A 16,835-nucleotide genomic window follows, 5' to 3' on the forward strand; every position below is an offset into this window, starting at 1 on the left:
CTGCCGATTTATGAGATCTGCCCAAGGATCGCTGCCCTGTTTTTTATACATTCAATATGCCTGAAGGTTTCACTGTCTTCAAAATATACTGTGGTGCCTTTCATTCCTCTGGTAAGCATCACCCTGTATCTGTTTATCAGTAACTTCATGGCCTTCTTTGGATCTGTTTTGGAAAGGGACTTTAGAGAATTTCCTCCTCCAATTTTGTCCATTATCTTATCCGGCTGTATATTCCATCCATTGCGCCAGACAAGATCTTCCCCCCATATGAGGCCAATATAATCAGATTCAAAACCCTGCGATCCATAGATAGATGCGCAGTACTTCAGTGGATCTCTCTGTCCCAGCCAGTATGAAGGATATTCTGTTTTCTCATCCATAAGCCAGTCTATTTCGGGGTCAAATATGCGTCTTTTCTCCTTTCTGCCGTCACTGCGGGTGAATGAGGCTAGCAGTGCAATCTTTGGGACTCTCCCCATTGGCCTTTGGGATTTTATACTTTCAAGATATCCGAGCATTGGCTTAATTTGGTCAAATGTTCTGAAATCATATTCCTCCGGGATGCCTGAAACATTTCCACTGAAAATGGATTTTATGAATTCCTCGTACTTTCTGCCTCCGTTTACCCTGTAGAATCCATCAAGATTATATTTTACCACTGTTCTGCCAGTCTCTTTCGCATACTTTTCAAATGTTTCTCTGTCCCCTTCTTCATCTCCAATGAGAATCTGATCCTCATCGTAGAAAAATACTGATGTTACTTGTCTCTTCATACAGGTCTTTATGACATCTCTGGTCATTCTCTGTGATTCATCGTAAATGATAATGCTGACATTTTGAAGCTTTGACTGGTCAAAGTTTCTCTCCCCCAGTCCTCTAAAATTTGCCTTTGCCCCTGTTGAATAATATACCAGAAGGGGTGAAAACTTTGGACCGACAACCTTTCTCAGGGTGTTGATAAGACGATTGTTTCTGTATGCCAGAAGTGATCCATAGCCCTTCTCAATGGAACTGAACAGGATATTTAGTGCCAAAAGAGTCTTGCCAGACCCCATTCCACCGCTTATGAGGAAAATCCTGTTGTCTTTTTCCATTAGCGATTTCATTATATCCCTGAGTATGAAAATCTGCTCTGTTGAAAGCCCGAAGCCGGAATTCAGGAATGATTGTGAGGCGTTTTCCATGATACTTTTCATGTTGCATCTTACAAAGTTTACCAGACTTCTACCCACCTGAAATGTCCCGTTTTCAATTGCCATGACATCATTACATGTTGCTGGTTCATAAGGAAGAGCCTGCAGATCGTTTTCCAGTTCCTTTCCGTTATAAAGAATTTTGCACTCGTTACCATCAGTGGTCTGATACATATAAACCGCACCGCTGAACTTTATTGTGGATGAAGCAGAGTGAAAATTATTGAGTTTGGAAACATAGTTTTCCATCTGGTAACATGGGTCTCCGTGAAGGTCTGAGTCTCCTCTCACCGTATATTTATCGACTCTTTCATACTTCTTCCATCCCTTGACTTCAATAACTTTTGCCTCTCCATGCCTCATCAGAAGATAATCTGCACGTTCAAGGCCTATTGGAAACTTGAGTTCCATAAAAACAGCTGTTCCTGGGGAAATTATGTTTTTAAGATTGTTTATTGAACCTTCCCATGACATTACCTGCTGTTTTCCCGGCAATATTCCATATTCTGCATGGAAATTTTTTTTTATTTGATCGACAACTTCCCTAGTTACAACTTCATTGAAATTCCTTGTAAAAAACAGTGATGATGCCATTATTTATTTATGGTTTAATTATATATAAATATGCTGGTCTTTTCCGGAAAGATGGAAAAATCCCGGGATGTTTGCCTTCATGCCCTGGCTTTTTTAACCTCCTTTTAGATCTTCTCAGACTTAAAAGGCATGTCTATTTGAGTTACGCCCAGATTGGAAAGTGCATCAACAACTGCATTGACAATTGCAGAAAACGCAGCAATGGAGCCGGCTTAACCAACCCATTTTACACCTATTGGGTTATGAACTGAAAGATTATATGTGAACAAACATTTTATTCTGGGAGTCTCAACTAAACTTGGAAAAGCATAGTCAGAAAGTGTCGAGGTTAGAAGGTTGCTTGCGAAATCATAAACAGAATCTTCATAAAGTGCCTGATCCAGTCCCTTCACAACGTTACCAAGAATCTGCCCTTCCACCAGCATTTGATTGATCTATGTTCCGCTGTCATCCTCATCCACATATCTCCTGATCTTGACCTGGAATGTCTCTGGATGAATATCCACTGCACAGATATGCGTACCGAATGTATGACCAAAATTCTCCGGATCGTAAAATGATTTCGGTCATTACCCCACAGGGTTTCACTGCAGTTGTATATGAATCTTAAAAGGAGCTTTCAGATTCTCTGGGTCCTTTCTCCTTTATCTCCCATCACTCTTGCCTTCCCTCTCAGTGCAAGAAAACAGGCATCCCAGTCACCTGAAGGGTCAGCATGGCATAACGAACCTACCATAGTCTCCCTTTTTTTCAAATATAGATGGCCACTCCACCCTGAAACCTCTTTAATTAACGGTATCTTTTCATGAACTACCTTAGAATTCTCCAGCTGAATGTATGGTTTCATCATCATTCATTTATCTGCCTGGCGTTAAGGGTTCCATCTAGAAGTATGCTCACTTCGGTACCTTTCTGAATGATTCCGTTTTTTATATTTGAACCGTGACATATTTTCAGGATTGTAAATATCTCCGGAATTGAGGATTTGATCTTTATATTTTCCCGGTCCCCTGCTGAAAGAATCTCCTTTATGGCGTCAAGTATCTGGACACCTTTTCCAATTTCCACCTGCACAGATAGCCCCTCTTCATAGGCCATCTGTATTGTATTGAAAGCTTTTTGAATGTTTGCCATTGCTCTTTTCTCAAGTATTGTTACGTCCTGTCTTGTTATGTTGAGAATTTTTGCAATCTGGGAACTTTTCATATTTTTTCTGCGCATCCGCATGATTTCTCTCTGTCTTTCAGTCAAGAATGATTTATTCTGGTCTTTCTGTCCTGTAGGCATATGAATCTCCATGTGTTTGTTAAATAAATTTGTTTACCTTTTGTAAGTAGTAAATAGTTTATTATATGATTCCCTACTGTAAAAGAGACGAGGTCAGTATGAGAAAAAGCTACGCCCTGATCACTGCGGTGCTGGTTGCCATAGTGGTGACATTGTCCATAGCTGTGTTTGACAGTGGACTTTTTGGCAACAACTCCGACGAACTCATAACTTACTCGGCTGATGCATATGTACAGGAGACAAATTACCTCCTACGTGGCTATCATAATGTTTCAGGTGTAAACGTGGAGCCAGATAAAGGTGGAGGTTCTTATACAGACGCAAGGGAAATTTCCCAGAACGATCCAGCGAATGTTTTCATTTCTGTGGCCCTGAATTCTTATGACAGGTCATATCTTGGCCCCAGATACAGCGGGTGGGCAATTGCCTTTGCTTCTGACAGCCTTGTCATTGCTTATTCCGCAGCGTCGGAACAAAACTCTTCAGCAGCATCAATAATAGAACAATTTCACAGTGCTTATACAGCAAACAGCACAGCACTTTATAAGGGCGCTTTTATGAATTTAACTTCTGGAAAAGTTAAGGTGGGCATATCTAACCCAAATTCTGATCCAGCTGGCTTCAGGGCATGGATAAGTCTGGAAATTGCAGGCTATGAATATGACAATGGAAATAGGTCCTATTTTGAGATCAGAATGTCACAGAACAGGGGAAATGTCTCCGCGACAAGCGCGGCTGATCTTGTTTCACCGCTTTTAGAAGGGGATATACAGTTCCTTTACATTTATAGATCAGCAGCAATAGCAAAGGGACTTCACTACATTTCACTCCCTCCGGAACTTAATTTTGGAAATGGTGGCCTGGCATCATTCTATGTGCAGTTCAACTACACCCTTGCCACAGGGGTGATTACAGGGAGTCCAATATACCTATATATTACAGCACTGGCCAACAACTCAAATGCTGCATCCGCGGATGGATTTGTAAGTTATGTGGTGAATAACAACAACAATCTGACAAAATTCGGGCTTATACCTCTTAAAACCTCCATTCTATTCACCAATGTTACTGTCCCGTCCTGGCTTCTTCCTCTCCAGGAGTCTGGAAAATTAAAGATAGGGGGGGCTATTGACTGACCTGAATGAAGTCTATGAAGAGGAATGGATTCAAAGGGAATATAGATGCACTTTCCATAATTTCGTACATTACAATAGCACTGCTCATAATCCCAATACTTTTCATACTGTATTTCGGATTTGTCGTATACAGAGATGCACTTGGATTCAGCAGCACTGTTTTTAAATCCATTGAACTTACCGTAATATCCTCCTCAATCTCAGCATTCATCGTCTTTGTTGTATTCACACCACTGGCTTTCAATCTTGCACGGAAACAGAACAATCTTATGGAGACAGCTTCCGATATACCGGCATCAATTCCCCATCCAATCGTGGGCATAGCTTTCCTGATCATTGCCAGCCCCATAACACCATTTGGAAGATTTCTCTCATCAATAGGCATTAATTTTTTTGACAGCTTACAGGGCCTTATTGTTGCCCTATCCTTCATTTCTGCCCCCGTTTATATAAGATCGGCACAGTCCGTGTTCTCTTCAATGAACAGATACCACGAAATGCTGGGTTATTCGCTTGGATCATCCAGGCTTCGCGTCCTTTATTCCGTTGTGGTGCCCGCAACCATTAGGGATTTGGCATCTGCCACCCTTACAGCAATGAGCAGGGCAATGAGCGAGTTCGGATCCATTGCCATCCTTGCCTACTACATCCTTGCCGGCCCTTTCAAAGGTGTGGAACCTGCATCTGTGCTCATCTACCAGTATTACGGATACTATGGTCCCGACGTTGCTGTTACTGCAGCAGCCCTCATGATAATTGTTTCAATGGCAATACTTGGGATAACCAGATTGCTGAAGAGCGGAATAATAGGGAGGAGGCAATGATAGAAATTAATGTTTCTAAAGCCCTTGGCAGGATAACCATTTCACCTTCTATAAAAGATGAGGGGACAATATGCATACAGGGAAAAAATGGCAGCGGAAAGACAACTACTCTTCTCATGATGTGTGGCTTTATTATACCTGACAGTGGCCACATAGTCATAAACAACAGAGACGTTACCTTCCTGCAGCCACAGAAGAGATCAGCAGTATTCATAAATCAGGACAGTTACTTTCCCAGTATGGAAGTGGAGGAACACCTCATACATTTCTTAAAAGGGAAAAATAGCAGGAGAAGAGATGCTGACACAGAGGAAATAAGGAATATTATGGGCATTAATTTCGGGGGAAAAGTTAAAACCCTCAGTATGGGGCAGAAAATAAGAGTGGCCGTAGGAACCGCTTTGTTGGCCAGGCCACAGGTGATAGCCATCGATGAGGCACTCTCCAACCTTGATGACAAGAACCATGTTCTTAGGAATATGAGGGACTATGCAGGGAGATTTGGAATTGACCTTATTTTTGTTACACAGGATGAAAAAGATTCTGAGGTATCAGACCATACTTACAGAATGATGCATGGAATATCTGAAAGGCTTTTTTAGGCTTCAGACACAAAATCCGTTTCCTTCCTGTCAACATGGTAAATTCTGTACCTCAACTCCATGAAAAGAAGAAACATAGCTGCACTGAACAGAGCAATTCCAAGTGTAAGCCACATAACCACATAGGAGTGGGTCCTGTCTCGTATGAAACCTGCAAATGGCGTACCAAGTATTGTACCCACGCTTATCACCATAAGGCTTAGTCCACTAAACAGGCCGACCTTTGATCTGGGTGCTATCTCTGAAATAAGTGTTACATATACGCTATTCCATCCCACTGTGGACATGCCTACAAAGAACGCTATGAAACCTGCATCAAAAATCGATACCGACACTGTTGGGAATGAGATGAAAAGCGCTGAAGAAATAACCATGATCAGGACAAGCGATTTCAATCTGTTTCCATTGAAAATTCTACTGCTTATTGATGCCCAGAACAGCCTTCCGAAAACAGCTCCTGAAAGAAGCAGTGCTAGGAATATCTCAGCAATGATTATTGCAAACCCCCTCTGCTCCAGGAATACAACGTAATATGTGAGAATGGACTGCTGCCCCCATGAGAGAAAGGCCGTGCATAGACTGATAACAAGAAGCGATCTGTTCCGGCCTGCACCGAGAACCTGCCTAAGGTAGCCTTTCTGTCTCCTCGTTTCAGTATTTTTAACTTTTCCGGAAGGTATGAGAAGAGCGATTGTCCCGCCTATTATAATTGTGGCCACAAAAGACCACTGGAGGCCAAAATGAATGGCTAAAACTGGAAGAACCACTGCTGAAAGTGCTGCACCAATGGGCACTCCTGACTGCTTGACACCCATAGGTGTTGCATGATGTGGATAGTACTCTTCCATAACTGCACGGTTGGTGGATGGTGTTATGAGGCCGTATCCAAAGCCTATGCCGTAAAATCCCATCACAAGCTGGACATATGAATGGGACAGTGCAGCTGTAAGAGAACCCAATGCCATAACCGCAAAGGATATCTTCACTGCCCTTGATGGCCCCAATCCGTCTACAAAGGCACCGGAAAGGAATGACACTGAGAATGAACCTATGAAAATTATACTGGTTATAAGTCCCAGTTCAGTTGAATTGAGAAGATATGCGTTCTTTATAAATGGGGCCAGAGGCGCATATGAGGAAAATGTAAAATTTCCTAAAACCATAAAAAGAAGACTCTGGATTACGACAGGCAGTCTTCTGTTCACCTGATTCAAGGAAGACCACGTTTCCCAGTATGCACAGGCACCCTATAATTTTGCATTTCAGATTTCCATGTTTTATCTCAGGGTAATTCCACCATCAACAACCAGAGTTTCCCCGGTGATATATGATGCATCCTCCGACATCAAAAATCTCACTGCCTTTGCCACATCTTCAGGGTTCCCCCATCTTCCAAGGAGAGTGGCCTTTGATATGGATTCATAAAATGATCTGTCCTCCCATCTCTTTCTGTTGATATCAGTTTTTACAAATCCAGGCGCTACTGAATTGACTCTTATTCCTGGAGCAAGTGTTACAGCCATTGACCTGGTAGCATGAACCAGGGCAGCTTTGCTGGCCTCGTAGGCTATAGCTGAAAGTCCTGCCTTAATTGCGGCTGCAGAACTTATATTTACCACAGATCCTGGTTTTTCAATCACTCCTGAAAGTCTGTTTACAATGAATACTGGAGCCCTTAAATTCACATCCAGCACCCTTTCCCATGCCTCCTGGGTGATTGTGCTGATATTCCCTGGAAGGCTTATACCGGCATTGTTAACAATTCCTTTTAATCTGATGCCCATGTTCCTGATATCTGTGCAGGTGGAATCTATCCCGCCTATCGATGAGAGATCGCCCTGAATAACCATGGTCTCTGAGCCCTGATCCCTGCACAGTTTATCCACCTCTGTGACAGCCTCTTTTCCTGAATTGTAATGCAATATCAGATCCCATCCATCTCTTGAAAGTTCAATTGCAATTGCCTTTCCAAGTCCTTTTGATGATCCGGTTACCAGTGCGAAACCCTTTTTCATGGTGCAATTATTGATACATGGCATAAATTCTTTATTGCAGAATGTTTTTGTTGCAAACATTCTTAAGCGGTCTCATTGAAAAGCTTTTAAATGCAGTTGATCTCATATCTGGTCCATGTCTTTGGAATATGATCAGGTTCTGGATAAAATCAGGACAAACGTCAGGTTCAGGGCTTTCCCGGAAGAATACCTGAAAGGTTTCAAGGTGGTGGGGGAGATGGAGATTGAAAACGGTTCTGACATATTCATGTACAGGGAGCTTGAAGGGATCAATGTTGTGGTTGATGGACGGAAGACCTTTTTTAACGACCCTTATCTGGCGAAATATTACTATTATTCATCTCTGATTGGCCTTAGCAGTGTTATGATACCGAATAAGGAAAGTGTGAGAAGAGTGATCAAGGTTCTTGAGACGGATCTACGCAACTACAGAGACCTCATAGACCAGTACCTGTCTGTACTTGATGATAAAGCAAGAAAGAATGCTGTAAACGAACTTATTAAATCTGACCCCAATTTCAGAATGGTTATTTACGGAGAATCATAATCCTGGGACTTCCAGGACTATGTCGTCCTCCACAGGAACCCTCATGAAATTGACAAGATTATATGGTTCCCTGAGAATGGATGAGTTCATCCTTTTAGGCCCTGACATCTTTTTCATCCTCCATTTATGATCTCTTCTTATCTCCCACATCTTCATTCCAAGAAAGGATTCTATGTTTTCCATATGCTCTATCTCAGCATTACTTGAAACTGAAAGGGTAAAATTATAGGAAAGCCCTCTCCTCCTTCTGTTTCTGTAAGACCTCAGGGAAATCCTGTATGATGACTCCACATTCCCAAAGAAAAAAGGTATGTCAATGAGGCTTTTCATGAACCCTGGGGAATAGAAGGCTTTTCTTCTCCAGTTCATCAATGAATTGTAAAAGGTCAGGTTGCGTTGCTTTATTCCAGGATCTGACGAGGGTTCCACCGAGCACATGTACATAAGCGAATAGAATCTTTCCATTGTTCTCAGGCCTGAAGCAGAGGAGCTGCCTATATAGAAATACCTCATCTCCCCTATGGAATCAACCTGGAAGATGTTTTCCTGGCCGGGAGATGGAAGAAGCATGTATGACCTGTCCCTGAACATCAATGGATTTGTTTTTTCTACTCTGCCTGTGAATATGATTGTTGACCATTCCATTGGAATGGCTAAATTAAAGAACTACAGAAATATTTCTACTGAATGAAGAGAGAAGTTGAGATGGATGATTATTTCAGGATGAAAAATATTGGCAGCCTTTCTGCATCGTCGGATGGTAGGTTTATAGCCTATTCCATTTCCAACACTTACAGAGATTTTAAAAAAGGGAGTCGCAGTATGGTATACCTGAAAAACCTTTCAGATGGGACTGAAAGGGAGTTTGGAAAGAAGGATTCAAGTAATGTACAGACTGCTTTCTCACCGGACGGACATACACTTTCCTATGTTTCTCAGAAGAATTCTGAAAGTTTCTTCAATACTGTAAATACTGAGACTTTATCTGAACAGTCTATAGCCGCAAAAGGAAAGATCATAAGCTATAAGTGGGTGGATAATGAATCTCTTCTGTTCCTTTTGGAGATTGAACCGGAAAGCGGGAAGGATGCCGACAACGGTGATGATGGCTACTTCTTTGAAGAAAATGATCCTGTTGGAAGGCTTTTCAGCTTTACCTTCCGTGGGGGATTCTCAATAGTTGATGATAAACTGCAGATCTGGGAATTTGATTGTGCAGGAGGGAGTATAGCAGCAGTGGCTTCAGACAGCCACCGAGAAGGGTCGTGGTACAATAATTACCTCATAAGTATGAAACATGATGGCAGCTGGAAAAAGGTATATCAGCCTGAGAGGGGGCAGATTGCACTGCCGTTTGTATCTCCAGATGGAAAGAAGGTTGCATTTCTTGAATCTTTGTGGAGTGACCGTGGTGTAACTTCAGGGGATGTGGTTATGCATGACTTTTCCACAGGCAAAACTGAAAACCTCACTGCATCAGATCCAGTTAGCTATTCGTGCGTTTCATGGTCTGGAAATGATTCCTTCTACTCCCTTTCTGAAAACATGGGAACATTTGAACTGAAAGATTTTTCAAACGGGAAAAAGAAAGTCTGGTCTGGGAAAGGAAGCGTTTTTCCAGGTTTTGCACCTTCCTTCGTCATCAACCGGGATAAGGCTTTTTTTGTCTACTCCAGCAGTGATTTGCCTCCGGAGATAATGGGGGTTGACCTTAGGACAGGAGAATCCCAAAAAGTAACTAAAGTCAACTCTGATCTGGAGGACCTGAAAACATACCCATGGGAAACCATTACTTGGAAAGGGACTGATGGCCTTGAGATATATGGGCTTTTCAGAAGTGCTGGAGTGAAAAAACCCCTTGTCGTTTATGTTCATGGCGGACCAACCTCATCTTCGAAAGAGATTTTCCTGGACAGATATTCCCACCTGATTCCAAAGGGATACTCCATATTCATGCCAAACTACAGGGGAAGTACTGGAAAAGGGAGAAAATATGCAGAACTCAACCGGGGGGACATGGGAGGAATGGACTTCCAGGACATACTGGCGGGAATTAATTTCCTTGGAGAAAAAGGGTATATTGATCCTGAAAAAATAGGCATAACCGGAGGATCATACGGCGGTTTCATGACATCCTGGGCTATTACCCAGAGCAACATTTTCAAGGTGGGAATAGGCCTCTTCGGGATAAGTGACTGGGTGAGCTTCCATGGCACAACAAACATAGCTGAGTGGGACGCAATACAGTATGGCGAAAGCCCATACGTTTATGAAAAATTTGTAAAATTTTCTCCACTTCGATATGTTGAAAACGTTAAGGCAAAGGTTCTCCTCATGCATGGAAAAGAGGATCCTTCTGTTCCAATAGGACAGTATTTCCAGTTTTACAGGGCGTTGAAAGATCATGGAAAGGATGTAAGATTCCTTATATTTCCAAGGGAGGGACACGGATTCCAGGAGAAACTCCACATCAAGCAATCCATGGTTGAAACGTTGAAAATGCTTCAGGAAAATCTCTGAACTTATATTTTCATTTCCAAATCTCATCTTTCAAAAGTTTAACTTGGAATAGTCTACTGGATTCTACAAAAAGTTAAAAATTCCATATAAATCAGACAAATGTTCAGGCTTTGCTGGAAACATTTTAAAAAGAAAAATGGAAGAACTCTTTCCATTAGTTATTTACAGATCTGTGTAACCTCAAAAAAAGGAGAAAAGAGTTCAATGAGGGCAATAATGCCTTGCCTGAAGGCTTCAGACGGATCAAGATGTAAAGTGAAGTGGTGTTTCACTGGATGTAAAGGCTGACTTGGAAGACTGATCCCTTACAGTTGTTGCACATCTATATACATGTTCAAACAAAGTGCTTTTATTGACTGCTTTTTGTTAATATATAATGACGGAAATTGAAAGCCAATTTATGAATCGCTTACCTGAAGTTTGAACTATGGCAGTTGCATTATAATAATCAACCGGATGTTAGAATGATTATAAACCTCCATCGTAGGCGAACGTTATTGCCTTGATTTCTGGCAATAGGAAATTGTGTAGTTGGAACCGTACACTGTCATTGGATTGCCTGGCATTCCTGATATTATGCCTCCTGTGCCATTTGATCCGGAAAGTGAGGTAAAATCAATGGCGGTTAATAGATAGATTTAGGTTTTTCTTGGTATTCTATGGCCTACATGGACGTTTGGAAAATTACCATTATTTCATAAACAAATATGGCAAATTTTGTAATGGGCAAAAGTTCACATTTATACTATTTATAAAGTATGCAGAACACTCGTGATAAGCAATACGGCTAGGAAAGAGTAGGAAAGTCTATTATAGACCGGTTAGTAATAAAAGAACAAGCGCAAATATTGTTAAGAAGTATGTTGGAGACAGATGATTGTGCATATCAAGACCTCATAAATGGTTGTTTATGCCACCTTCCTGAATACAATTAAGGATTTCGGCGCGTGAATCTCATGGCAAAACCCATATCACTTTCTATTGCAGATGAATTGAACCACCGGAGGATGAGATAGAAATCCTTCTTTAAATATTACAAGGGCCTGGATGTTCTTATGGTTCTGGGTGTTGTCAACTCATTTTATTAATTATATTAACCATATGGTTAAAATATACCGTAATTGATTAACTCATGTGTTAATTAAAATACGTAAAAAATTAATATCAGGCAGGGTGAGAAATGGACTGATGCTTGACAATTCCATTCTCTGGAGGGCTGGCTTTGCAAGGTTCACCGGTTCTATAGGAATGGGATCTGTAATCCCCTTCTTGGCCCTTTTTCTTTATTCGGTGGAAAACTTGTCACCATATGTTATTGGAGTTATTTTTTCAATAACATATCTTACAGGAATGATATTTCAACCCATTGGGGGACGCATCTCGGATAAGCATGGGGAGAAGATCACCATTACAGCCGGTCTCTTTGTATCATTTATCCTCTATTTTGCAATATGGGTTTTCGTCTCTTCTGGCGTTAGCATAATATTGATGATAACAGCCTATGTAATGGCATCCCTGGGTAGTTCCCTTACATATTCACCGTATTATTCTCTAATTACAAAATCATCAATGGGAAGCCCCATGAAGGAAACATTTGGCATCTTCAGGATAATCTTCAACCTGGGTTTCATTATAGGGCCTATTGCCGGATCAATTATCTCATTATACAGATTCAGTGACATATTCCTTTTTGCTTCAATATTCAGGCTGCTTGAGCTTATTGTTCTGATCCTGCTTGTTAAAACCCCTGCAAGAAATCGGGATTTGCCCAGCCCTAACAATACAAAGGCCTTTACTGGCGTGGCTTCACGCATAAACAGAAAACTACTTTTCTTCTCTCTTTCCGTGATGTTTCTGGCAATGATGGGAACACAGGTACAGGTATCCCTTCCTGTCTTTGCGTTCAGCACTGGAGGCATTACAATAGCTGAGTATGGATATATCTACTCACTCAACGGACTTGTTGTTGTTGCAGGGCAGTTACTAATCAACCGTATTTTCTCAAAGATAGGAGATATGGCATCCATGTTTGCAGGCATAGCTCTGTATATGATTGCCTTTATAATCGCAGGTTTTTCCAATGCTTTTCTTCCACTGGTTGGCCTGATTGTCATATACAGCCTGGGGGAGGATATTGTTGCACCACTTGAAAATGCAATTATAGGAAGCTTTGCCCCTTTAAGGAAACTCGGGTTCTACATATCGGTTAAAAGCTCATTCTGGAGTGCAGGAAATGTTCTTGGACCGGTTGTTGGTTCCATTATAATATTCCTTCTGCCTTTCAGATACCTGGTTTCATGGGGCATCATGGATGTTTTTGGCGTTGTATCCATGATTATGTTTCTTGCCTTCAGAAGAGAGGCTTTAAAGGGTTTAAGCCCATTAGCCACAGCTGTCTGAAGGTATTTCCCTGATCAGCTTATGACTTTTCCCAGTTTTTCAAGACCCTCTTTGAGAACATCAGAGGTGCATGTATAGCATATCCTGAACCCATGGTTGTGGTTGAAATATTCACCTGGAACAATGAGAACCTTTTCCATTTCCATTGCTTTTTTTGCAATATCCAAAGAACTGGTTTTCCCTTTGTATTCAATATATGCTATTGAACCAAATTCCGGATTGATCCATGTAAGATCGTTCCTAGATTCAACAAATTCCTTGAGTATCGATCGGTTTTTGTCCAGCAGAGGCCTTGCATATTCCTGGAATTTTTTCCTGTTCTTCAGTGCCTGGGATGCAACCCACAGGCTGTATCCTGAATTTTCTGCTGTGACCAGATCTTTTATCCTCCCAATCTCCTGGGAAACTTTTCCCCCTGCAGCTATCCATCCTACTCTGAATGAACCCAGACCATAGAATTTTGTCATGGTGTTTGAAACTATTACGTTTTCATTTCCGTTGAAAATTGAACCTGGTGGATTTTCATTGCTGAATGCCCTGAACGTTTCATCGGAATAGATTTTTAAAGTGCCCTGATCTGCCTCTTCAAGTATTGAATTGAGATAGTCCTTATCAATCATTGTTCCCTTTGGATTGTTGGGATTTGTAAATTCAAAGCCTGAATCCTCTGATTTCCGGATTTCATCAATTGAAGGCGTCCTGTAATCAACCTTAATCCCCAGCGATTCCGGAACCCTGTACATAGGCTCGTATTCAGGAGCCGGTATGAACATTTTTTTCACCCGTCCCTGCAGGTATGCGTTTGCTAGAAAAATGCCTCCTGTGCCTCCAGCGGTCGATATGACATTTTCCTCTTCCAGCCCATACAGATCTGCAACCGCCCTCTTGAACATAGATGGTGCGTCTTTGGAATCTTTCCGGTAACTGTCATAGGAAAGATCGATTCCGAACTTTTCAAGAACTGGCTCATTGAAGCCACTTCCCACCAGATTGTACCTGCAACTGGCAATGTTCTTTCGTATCCATGTGAAGATGTCTACATTAAGATCTTTCAATTTGTTTCACCCCTGAATTTCCCATCTGATCAAGCGTTTCCCTCACGGCTTGAATTACCGATTCGTCGCTGTTAAACCTGTTTTTCCATCCTGTGGAGAACATTTTGTCTACCTTCAGCTGGGCAACCTTCACATCACCCTTCCATCCTCTTCCGTCTTTGCCCGGTTTAAGGTTGTATTTCACGTTTTTCAGGCCCATTCCCTTCACCACGTAATCCGCAATCTTCATGACTGAGGTGGTTTCCCTGTTCCCCAGATTGTATATGTCAGTTTTCGTTGACCTTTCATGTACATACAGCATGGATTTTATGCAGTCCGACACATGGAGATATGATTTTCTCTGTGTTCCGTCTCCAAGTATCTCAAGTGACTGATTGTTCTTCATCAGCTTGTTTATGAAATCGAAAATTACCCCATGGGTAGAGTTTTTTCCCACTATGTTTGCAAACCTGAATATTGTACCCTTTATGCCGTAATAATGGGAATATGAAGTTATGAATCCTTCACCGGCCATCTTTGAAGCGCCGTAGGATGAAATTGGCATGTATGGCCCATAGTCCTCCGGTGTTGGGAGCACTGTAGCCTCTCCGTAAACGGTGGAGCTTGATGCAAACAGTATTTCAGCAGTATCTGTACGCCTCATGTATTCCAGAAGAAGCATGGTCCCCTGTACGTTGTTTACAAAATCAACAACTGGATCTCTGGAACCACCGCGCACATCTGAATTTGCAGCAAGATGAATGACCATATCTTGCGGATCTACCTTTGAAAAAGCATCTTCATCCGCTATGTCACCATTGAGAAACTTAAAGCCTTTCTTCCCATTATATTTTTTAATATAACGATCATCAACATTTGAAAGGTTATCCATTACAGTAAGATCATTGTTTTCTGAAAGTTCCTCCACCATGTTTGACCCTATGAAACCCGCACCGCCAGTGATAAGTATACGCTTCCCTGTTATCATTATACAATCATGTTCCTGATGTATTAATTATTTCACATTTCCGGAGAGTATCAGCATATTCTTACCGGCAGTATGAATTTACAGACTGTTTCCAGGTATAACTTATTCTGGAACGTTTAAATAATGGGATATAATTAAAGGGAGCCTCTTGTTAACACTTAAAATTGTTGATAGATTAGTATCCAATGAGGCGCTGAGGTGACCCGACCTCGCTGGAGTGCACCGACTCCCAAGGTGATGAAAATGGCTGAACACAGGAACCTCGTACTGGCCAGTGTCCTCATAGGAATGCTGATGTCAGCAATTGATACGACAATAGTATTACTTGCTCTTCCCACTATTACAGATGAACTCCATGCCCCATTTCTGGATACAATCTGGGTGATCTTGATCTATCTTCTGATTCTTGCTGCGCTGACCACACAGCTGGGTAGGCTGGGGGACGTATATGGCAGAGGAAGGCTTTTCAATCTGGGTTTTCTGGTATTCATAATAGGATCTGCAGCATCCGGATTTGCCCCGGATGTTTTCTTCCTTATAGGTGCTAGAGGCTTTCAGGGATTCGGTGCTGCCCTTCTTCAAGCAAACAGCAACGCGATAGTGGCCGACCACTTTCCTCCCCAGGATCGTGGAAAGGCTTTCGGCATAACAAGCATGGGCTGGACCATAGGGGGATCACTTGGAATAGTACTAGGTGGAATCATTACAACATTCATAGGCTGGAGATTCATATTCTACATCAATATCCCCATAGGGATCATAGGATTCCTCTTTGCCCTGAAATACATAAGGGATGACAAAAGAACCGGGACTACTATAGACTACCCAGGCACAGCAATACTTATTACACTTCTTTCTCTCATATCATACGGTGCGGTGGAAATTGCAGGAAATGGAGTGCAGGCTTTAAATCTGTCTCTTGTCATAGTGGGCATTGCCATGCTTATTCCATTTGTTCTGGTTGAAAGAAGGGTAAGAGATCCACTTATAGTCCTTAAAGCTTTCAAAGAGAGAATACTGACATTTTCACTTCTTGCTGCGACTCTTCAGGCAGTGGGCTATCTTTCAGTACTTTTTATACTAATAATGTATCTTCAGGGGGTAAGGGGATTTAGCCCACTGGATTCTTCACTTCTGCTTGTGCCCGGATACATCATATCCAGTCTCTTTGCCCCAAAAATGGGAAAGCTTTCTGATAAATTTGGGCCCAGGGTAATGGCCAGCACTGGAATCTTCATGATGGCTGCCGGAATCCTGATCTATCTTCTTATGGGGGTTAGATCTACACTTTACCTTGTTATTGCAGGATCCATAGTTACCGGATTCGGCGGTGCAATGTTCTGGCCATCCAATAACAGCGCAGTAATGTCCGGTGCACCGAGAGAACTTTACGGATCCATTTCAGGCTTGCTTAGAACATTGTCCAACATAGGTACTCTCTTCAGCTACGTAATTGCCATATCAATAGCAGCACTCTCTGTTCCAAGATATGTTACCTTTGAGGTTTTTCTTGGTACAACAAAACTTCAGGGTGGCGTTTCAACAAAATTCCTGATTGGAATTCATGCAGCACTGATTGCAAGCTTTGCAATACTTATAGTGGCAGGATTGAGTTCCCTTGTAAAGAGCAGAAATCCCGGAACAGTAAAGAATGAAGAGATTACAAAAGCATGGAACCAGGGAAAGAGATGACTT

Annotated in this window: 16 protein-coding genes; 7 read left to right on the forward strand and 9 right to left on the reverse strand. The window is 41.9% G+C overall.

Features of this window, described 5'->3' with window-relative positions:
• Positions 1-8: 8 nt before the first annotated feature.
• From OXIME_RS07785 to OXIME_RS07800, 4 genes are all read right to left on the reverse strand, one after another.
• Positions 9-1,787, reverse strand: a complete 1,779-nt coding sequence (locus tag OXIME_RS07785; RefSeq protein ID WP_393971274.1) for a DNA/RNA helicase domain-containing protein — start codon at positions 1,785-1,787, stop codon at positions 9-11.
• 212 nt (positions 1,788-1,999) lie between these two features.
• On the reverse strand, positions 2,000-2,212 hold the full coding sequence (locus OXIME_RS07790) for a molybdopterin cofactor-binding domain-containing protein (protein WP_393971275.1): 213 nt from the start codon (positions 2,210-2,212) through the stop codon (positions 2,000-2,002).
• A gap of 194 nt (positions 2,213-2,406) precedes the next feature.
• Positions 2,407-2,634: an FAD binding domain-containing protein gene (locus OXIME_RS07795; protein WP_393971276.1), complete on the reverse strand. Its 228-nt coding sequence runs from the start codon at positions 2,632-2,634 to the stop codon at positions 2,407-2,409.
• A 2-nt stretch (positions 2,635-2,636) separates the two neighbouring features.
• Positions 2,637-3,086, reverse strand: a complete 450-nt coding sequence (locus OXIME_RS07800) for a Tfx family DNA-binding protein (RefSeq protein WP_393971277.1) — start codon at positions 3,084-3,086, stop codon at positions 2,637-2,639.
• An 86-nt stretch (positions 3,087-3,172) separates the two neighbouring features.
• Here OXIME_RS07800 and OXIME_RS07805 point away from each other — a divergent pair, with 86 nt between their 5' ends.
• From OXIME_RS07805 to OXIME_RS07815, 3 genes are read left to right on the forward strand one after another with little or no spacing between them, the layout of a single operon-like run.
• Complete coding sequence (locus tag OXIME_RS07805) at positions 3,173-4,210, forward strand: substrate-binding domain-containing protein (protein WP_393971278.1); 1,038 nt, start codon at positions 3,173-3,175, stop codon at positions 4,208-4,210.
• A 14-nt stretch (positions 4,211-4,224) separates the two neighbouring features.
• Positions 4,225-5,034: an ABC transporter permease subunit gene (locus OXIME_RS07810; protein WP_393971279.1), complete on the forward strand. Its 810-nt coding sequence runs from the start codon at positions 4,225-4,227 to the stop codon at positions 5,032-5,034.
• The gene (locus OXIME_RS07815) at positions 5,031-5,636 is read left to right on the forward strand and encodes an ATP-binding cassette domain-containing protein (protein ID WP_393971280.1); all 606 of its coding nucleotides are present in this window, start codon (positions 5,031-5,033) and stop codon (positions 5,634-5,636) included. The genes OXIME_RS07810 and OXIME_RS07815 overlap by 4 nt, the downstream gene beginning before the upstream one ends.
• On the opposite strand, the gene OXIME_RS07820 is transcribed toward OXIME_RS07815, so the two are convergent.
• Both OXIME_RS07820 and OXIME_RS07825 read right to left on the reverse strand, forming a co-directional pair.
• Positions 5,633-6,841, reverse strand: a complete 1,209-nt coding sequence (locus tag OXIME_RS07820) for an MFS transporter (protein WP_393972268.1) — start codon at positions 6,839-6,841, stop codon at positions 5,633-5,635. The two genes, OXIME_RS07815 and OXIME_RS07820, sit on opposite strands and share 4 nt — an antisense overlap.
• A 72-nt stretch (positions 6,842-6,913) precedes the next feature.
• A complete protein-coding gene (locus tag OXIME_RS07825) occupies positions 6,914-7,651 on the reverse strand; it encodes an SDR family NAD(P)-dependent oxidoreductase (protein WP_393971281.1) in 738 nt (245 codons plus the stop codon).
• Between the two features lie 115 nt (positions 7,652-7,766).
• Here OXIME_RS07825 and OXIME_RS07830 point away from each other — a divergent pair, with 115 nt between their 5' ends.
• A complete protein-coding gene (locus OXIME_RS07830; RefSeq protein ID WP_393971282.1) occupies positions 7,767-8,198 on the forward strand; it encodes a hypothetical protein in 432 nt (143 codons plus the stop codon).
• Here the strand turns inward: OXIME_RS07830 and OXIME_RS07835 are convergent.
• A complete protein-coding gene (locus OXIME_RS07835) occupies positions 8,193-8,843 on the reverse strand; it encodes a hypothetical protein (protein WP_393971283.1) in 651 nt (216 codons plus the stop codon). The genes OXIME_RS07830 and OXIME_RS07835 overlap by 6 nt on opposite strands.
• A gap of 42 nt (positions 8,844-8,885) precedes the next feature.
• Here OXIME_RS07835 and OXIME_RS07840 point away from each other — a divergent pair, with 42 nt between their 5' ends.
• Together OXIME_RS07840 and OXIME_RS07845 are read left to right on the forward strand one after the other, a co-directional pair.
• Complete coding sequence (locus tag OXIME_RS07840; protein WP_393971284.1) at positions 8,886-10,718, forward strand: prolyl oligopeptidase family serine peptidase; 1,833 nt, start codon at positions 8,886-8,888, stop codon at positions 10,716-10,718.
• Between the two features lie 1,188 nt (positions 10,719-11,906).
• A complete protein-coding gene (locus OXIME_RS07845; RefSeq protein WP_393971285.1) occupies positions 11,907-13,118 on the forward strand; it encodes an MFS transporter in 1,212 nt (403 codons plus the stop codon).
• Positions 13,119-13,132: 14 nt separating this feature from the next.
• Here OXIME_RS07845 and OXIME_RS07850 read toward each other — a convergent pair whose 3' ends face one another.
• Both OXIME_RS07850 and OXIME_RS07855 read right to left on the reverse strand, forming a co-directional pair.
• Entirely contained in the window at positions 13,133-14,173 is a 1,041-nt protein-coding gene (locus tag OXIME_RS07850) for an aminotransferase class I/II-fold pyridoxal phosphate-dependent enzyme (RefSeq protein ID WP_393971286.1), read from the reverse strand.
• Positions 14,160-15,140 carry an NAD-dependent epimerase/dehydratase family protein gene (locus OXIME_RS07855; RefSeq protein ID WP_393971287.1) on the reverse strand — a complete coding sequence of 327 codons (981 nt, stop codon included), beginning with the start codon at positions 15,138-15,140 and terminating at the stop codon, positions 14,160-14,162. Before OXIME_RS07855 ends, OXIME_RS07850 begins: the two co-directional genes overlap by 14 nt.
• Positions 15,141-15,383: 243 nt before the next feature.
• Between OXIME_RS07855 and OXIME_RS07860 the strand changes: the two genes are divergently transcribed.
• The gene (locus OXIME_RS07860) at positions 15,384-16,832 is read left to right on the forward strand and encodes an MFS transporter (RefSeq protein WP_393971288.1); all 1,449 of its coding nucleotides are present in this window, start codon (positions 15,384-15,386) and stop codon (positions 16,830-16,832) included.
• The last annotated feature ends 3 nt before the right edge of the window (positions 16,833-16,835 follow it).

The sequence above is a fragment of the Oxyplasma meridianum genome, from assembly GCF_038024865.1.
In the GTDB taxonomy this organism is placed as follows: Archaea; Thermoplasmatota; Thermoplasmata; order Thermoplasmatales; family Thermoplasmataceae; genus Oxyplasma; species Oxyplasma meridianum.

Bases quoted from the DNA above. Each gene is read 5' to 3' on its own strand.
- OXIME_RS07785 (WP_393971274.1), bottom strand. From the start codon at position 1,787: ATGGCATCATCACTGTTTTTTACAAGGAATTTCAATGAAGTTGTAACT.
- OXIME_RS07790 (WP_393971275.1), bottom strand. From the start codon at position 2,212: ATGCTGGTGGAAGGGCAGATTCTTGGTAACGTTGTGAAGGGACTGGAT.
- OXIME_RS07795 (WP_393971276.1), bottom strand. From the start codon at position 2,634: ATGAAACCATACATTCAGCTGGAGAATTCTAAGGTAGTTCATGAAAAG.
- OXIME_RS07800 (WP_393971277.1), bottom strand. From the start codon at position 3,086: ATGGAGATTCATATGCCTACAGGACAGAAAGACCAGAATAAATCATTC.
- OXIME_RS07805 (WP_393971278.1), top strand. From the start codon at position 3,173: ATGAGAAAAAGCTACGCCCTGATCACTGCGGTGCTGGTTGCCATAGTG.
- OXIME_RS07810 (WP_393971279.1), top strand. From the start codon at position 4,225: ATGAAGAGGAATGGATTCAAAGGGAATATAGATGCACTTTCCATAATT.
- OXIME_RS07815 (WP_393971280.1), top strand. From the start codon at position 5,031: ATGATAGAAATTAATGTTTCTAAAGCCCTTGGCAGGATAACCATTTCA.
- OXIME_RS07825 (WP_393971281.1), bottom strand. From the start codon at position 7,651: ATGAAAAAGGGTTTCGCACTGGTAACCGGATCATCAAAAGGACTTGGA.
- OXIME_RS07830 (WP_393971282.1), top strand. From the start codon at position 7,767: ATGTCTTTGGAATATGATCAGGTTCTGGATAAAATCAGGACAAACGTC.
- OXIME_RS07835 (WP_393971283.1), bottom strand. From the start codon at position 8,843: ATGGAATGGTCAACAATCATATTCACAGGCAGAGTAGAAAAAACAAAT.
- OXIME_RS07840 (WP_393971284.1), top strand. From the start codon at position 8,886: ATGAAGAGAGAAGTTGAGATGGATGATTATTTCAGGATGAAAAATATT.
- OXIME_RS07845 (WP_393971285.1), top strand. From the start codon at position 11,907: ATGCTTGACAATTCCATTCTCTGGAGGGCTGGCTTTGCAAGGTTCACC.
- OXIME_RS07855 (WP_393971287.1), bottom strand. From the start codon at position 15,140: ATGATAACAGGGAAGCGTATACTTATCACTGGCGGTGCGGGTTTCATA.
- OXIME_RS07860 (WP_393971288.1), top strand. From the start codon at position 15,384: ATGGCTGAACACAGGAACCTCGTACTGGCCAGTGTCCTCATAGGAATG.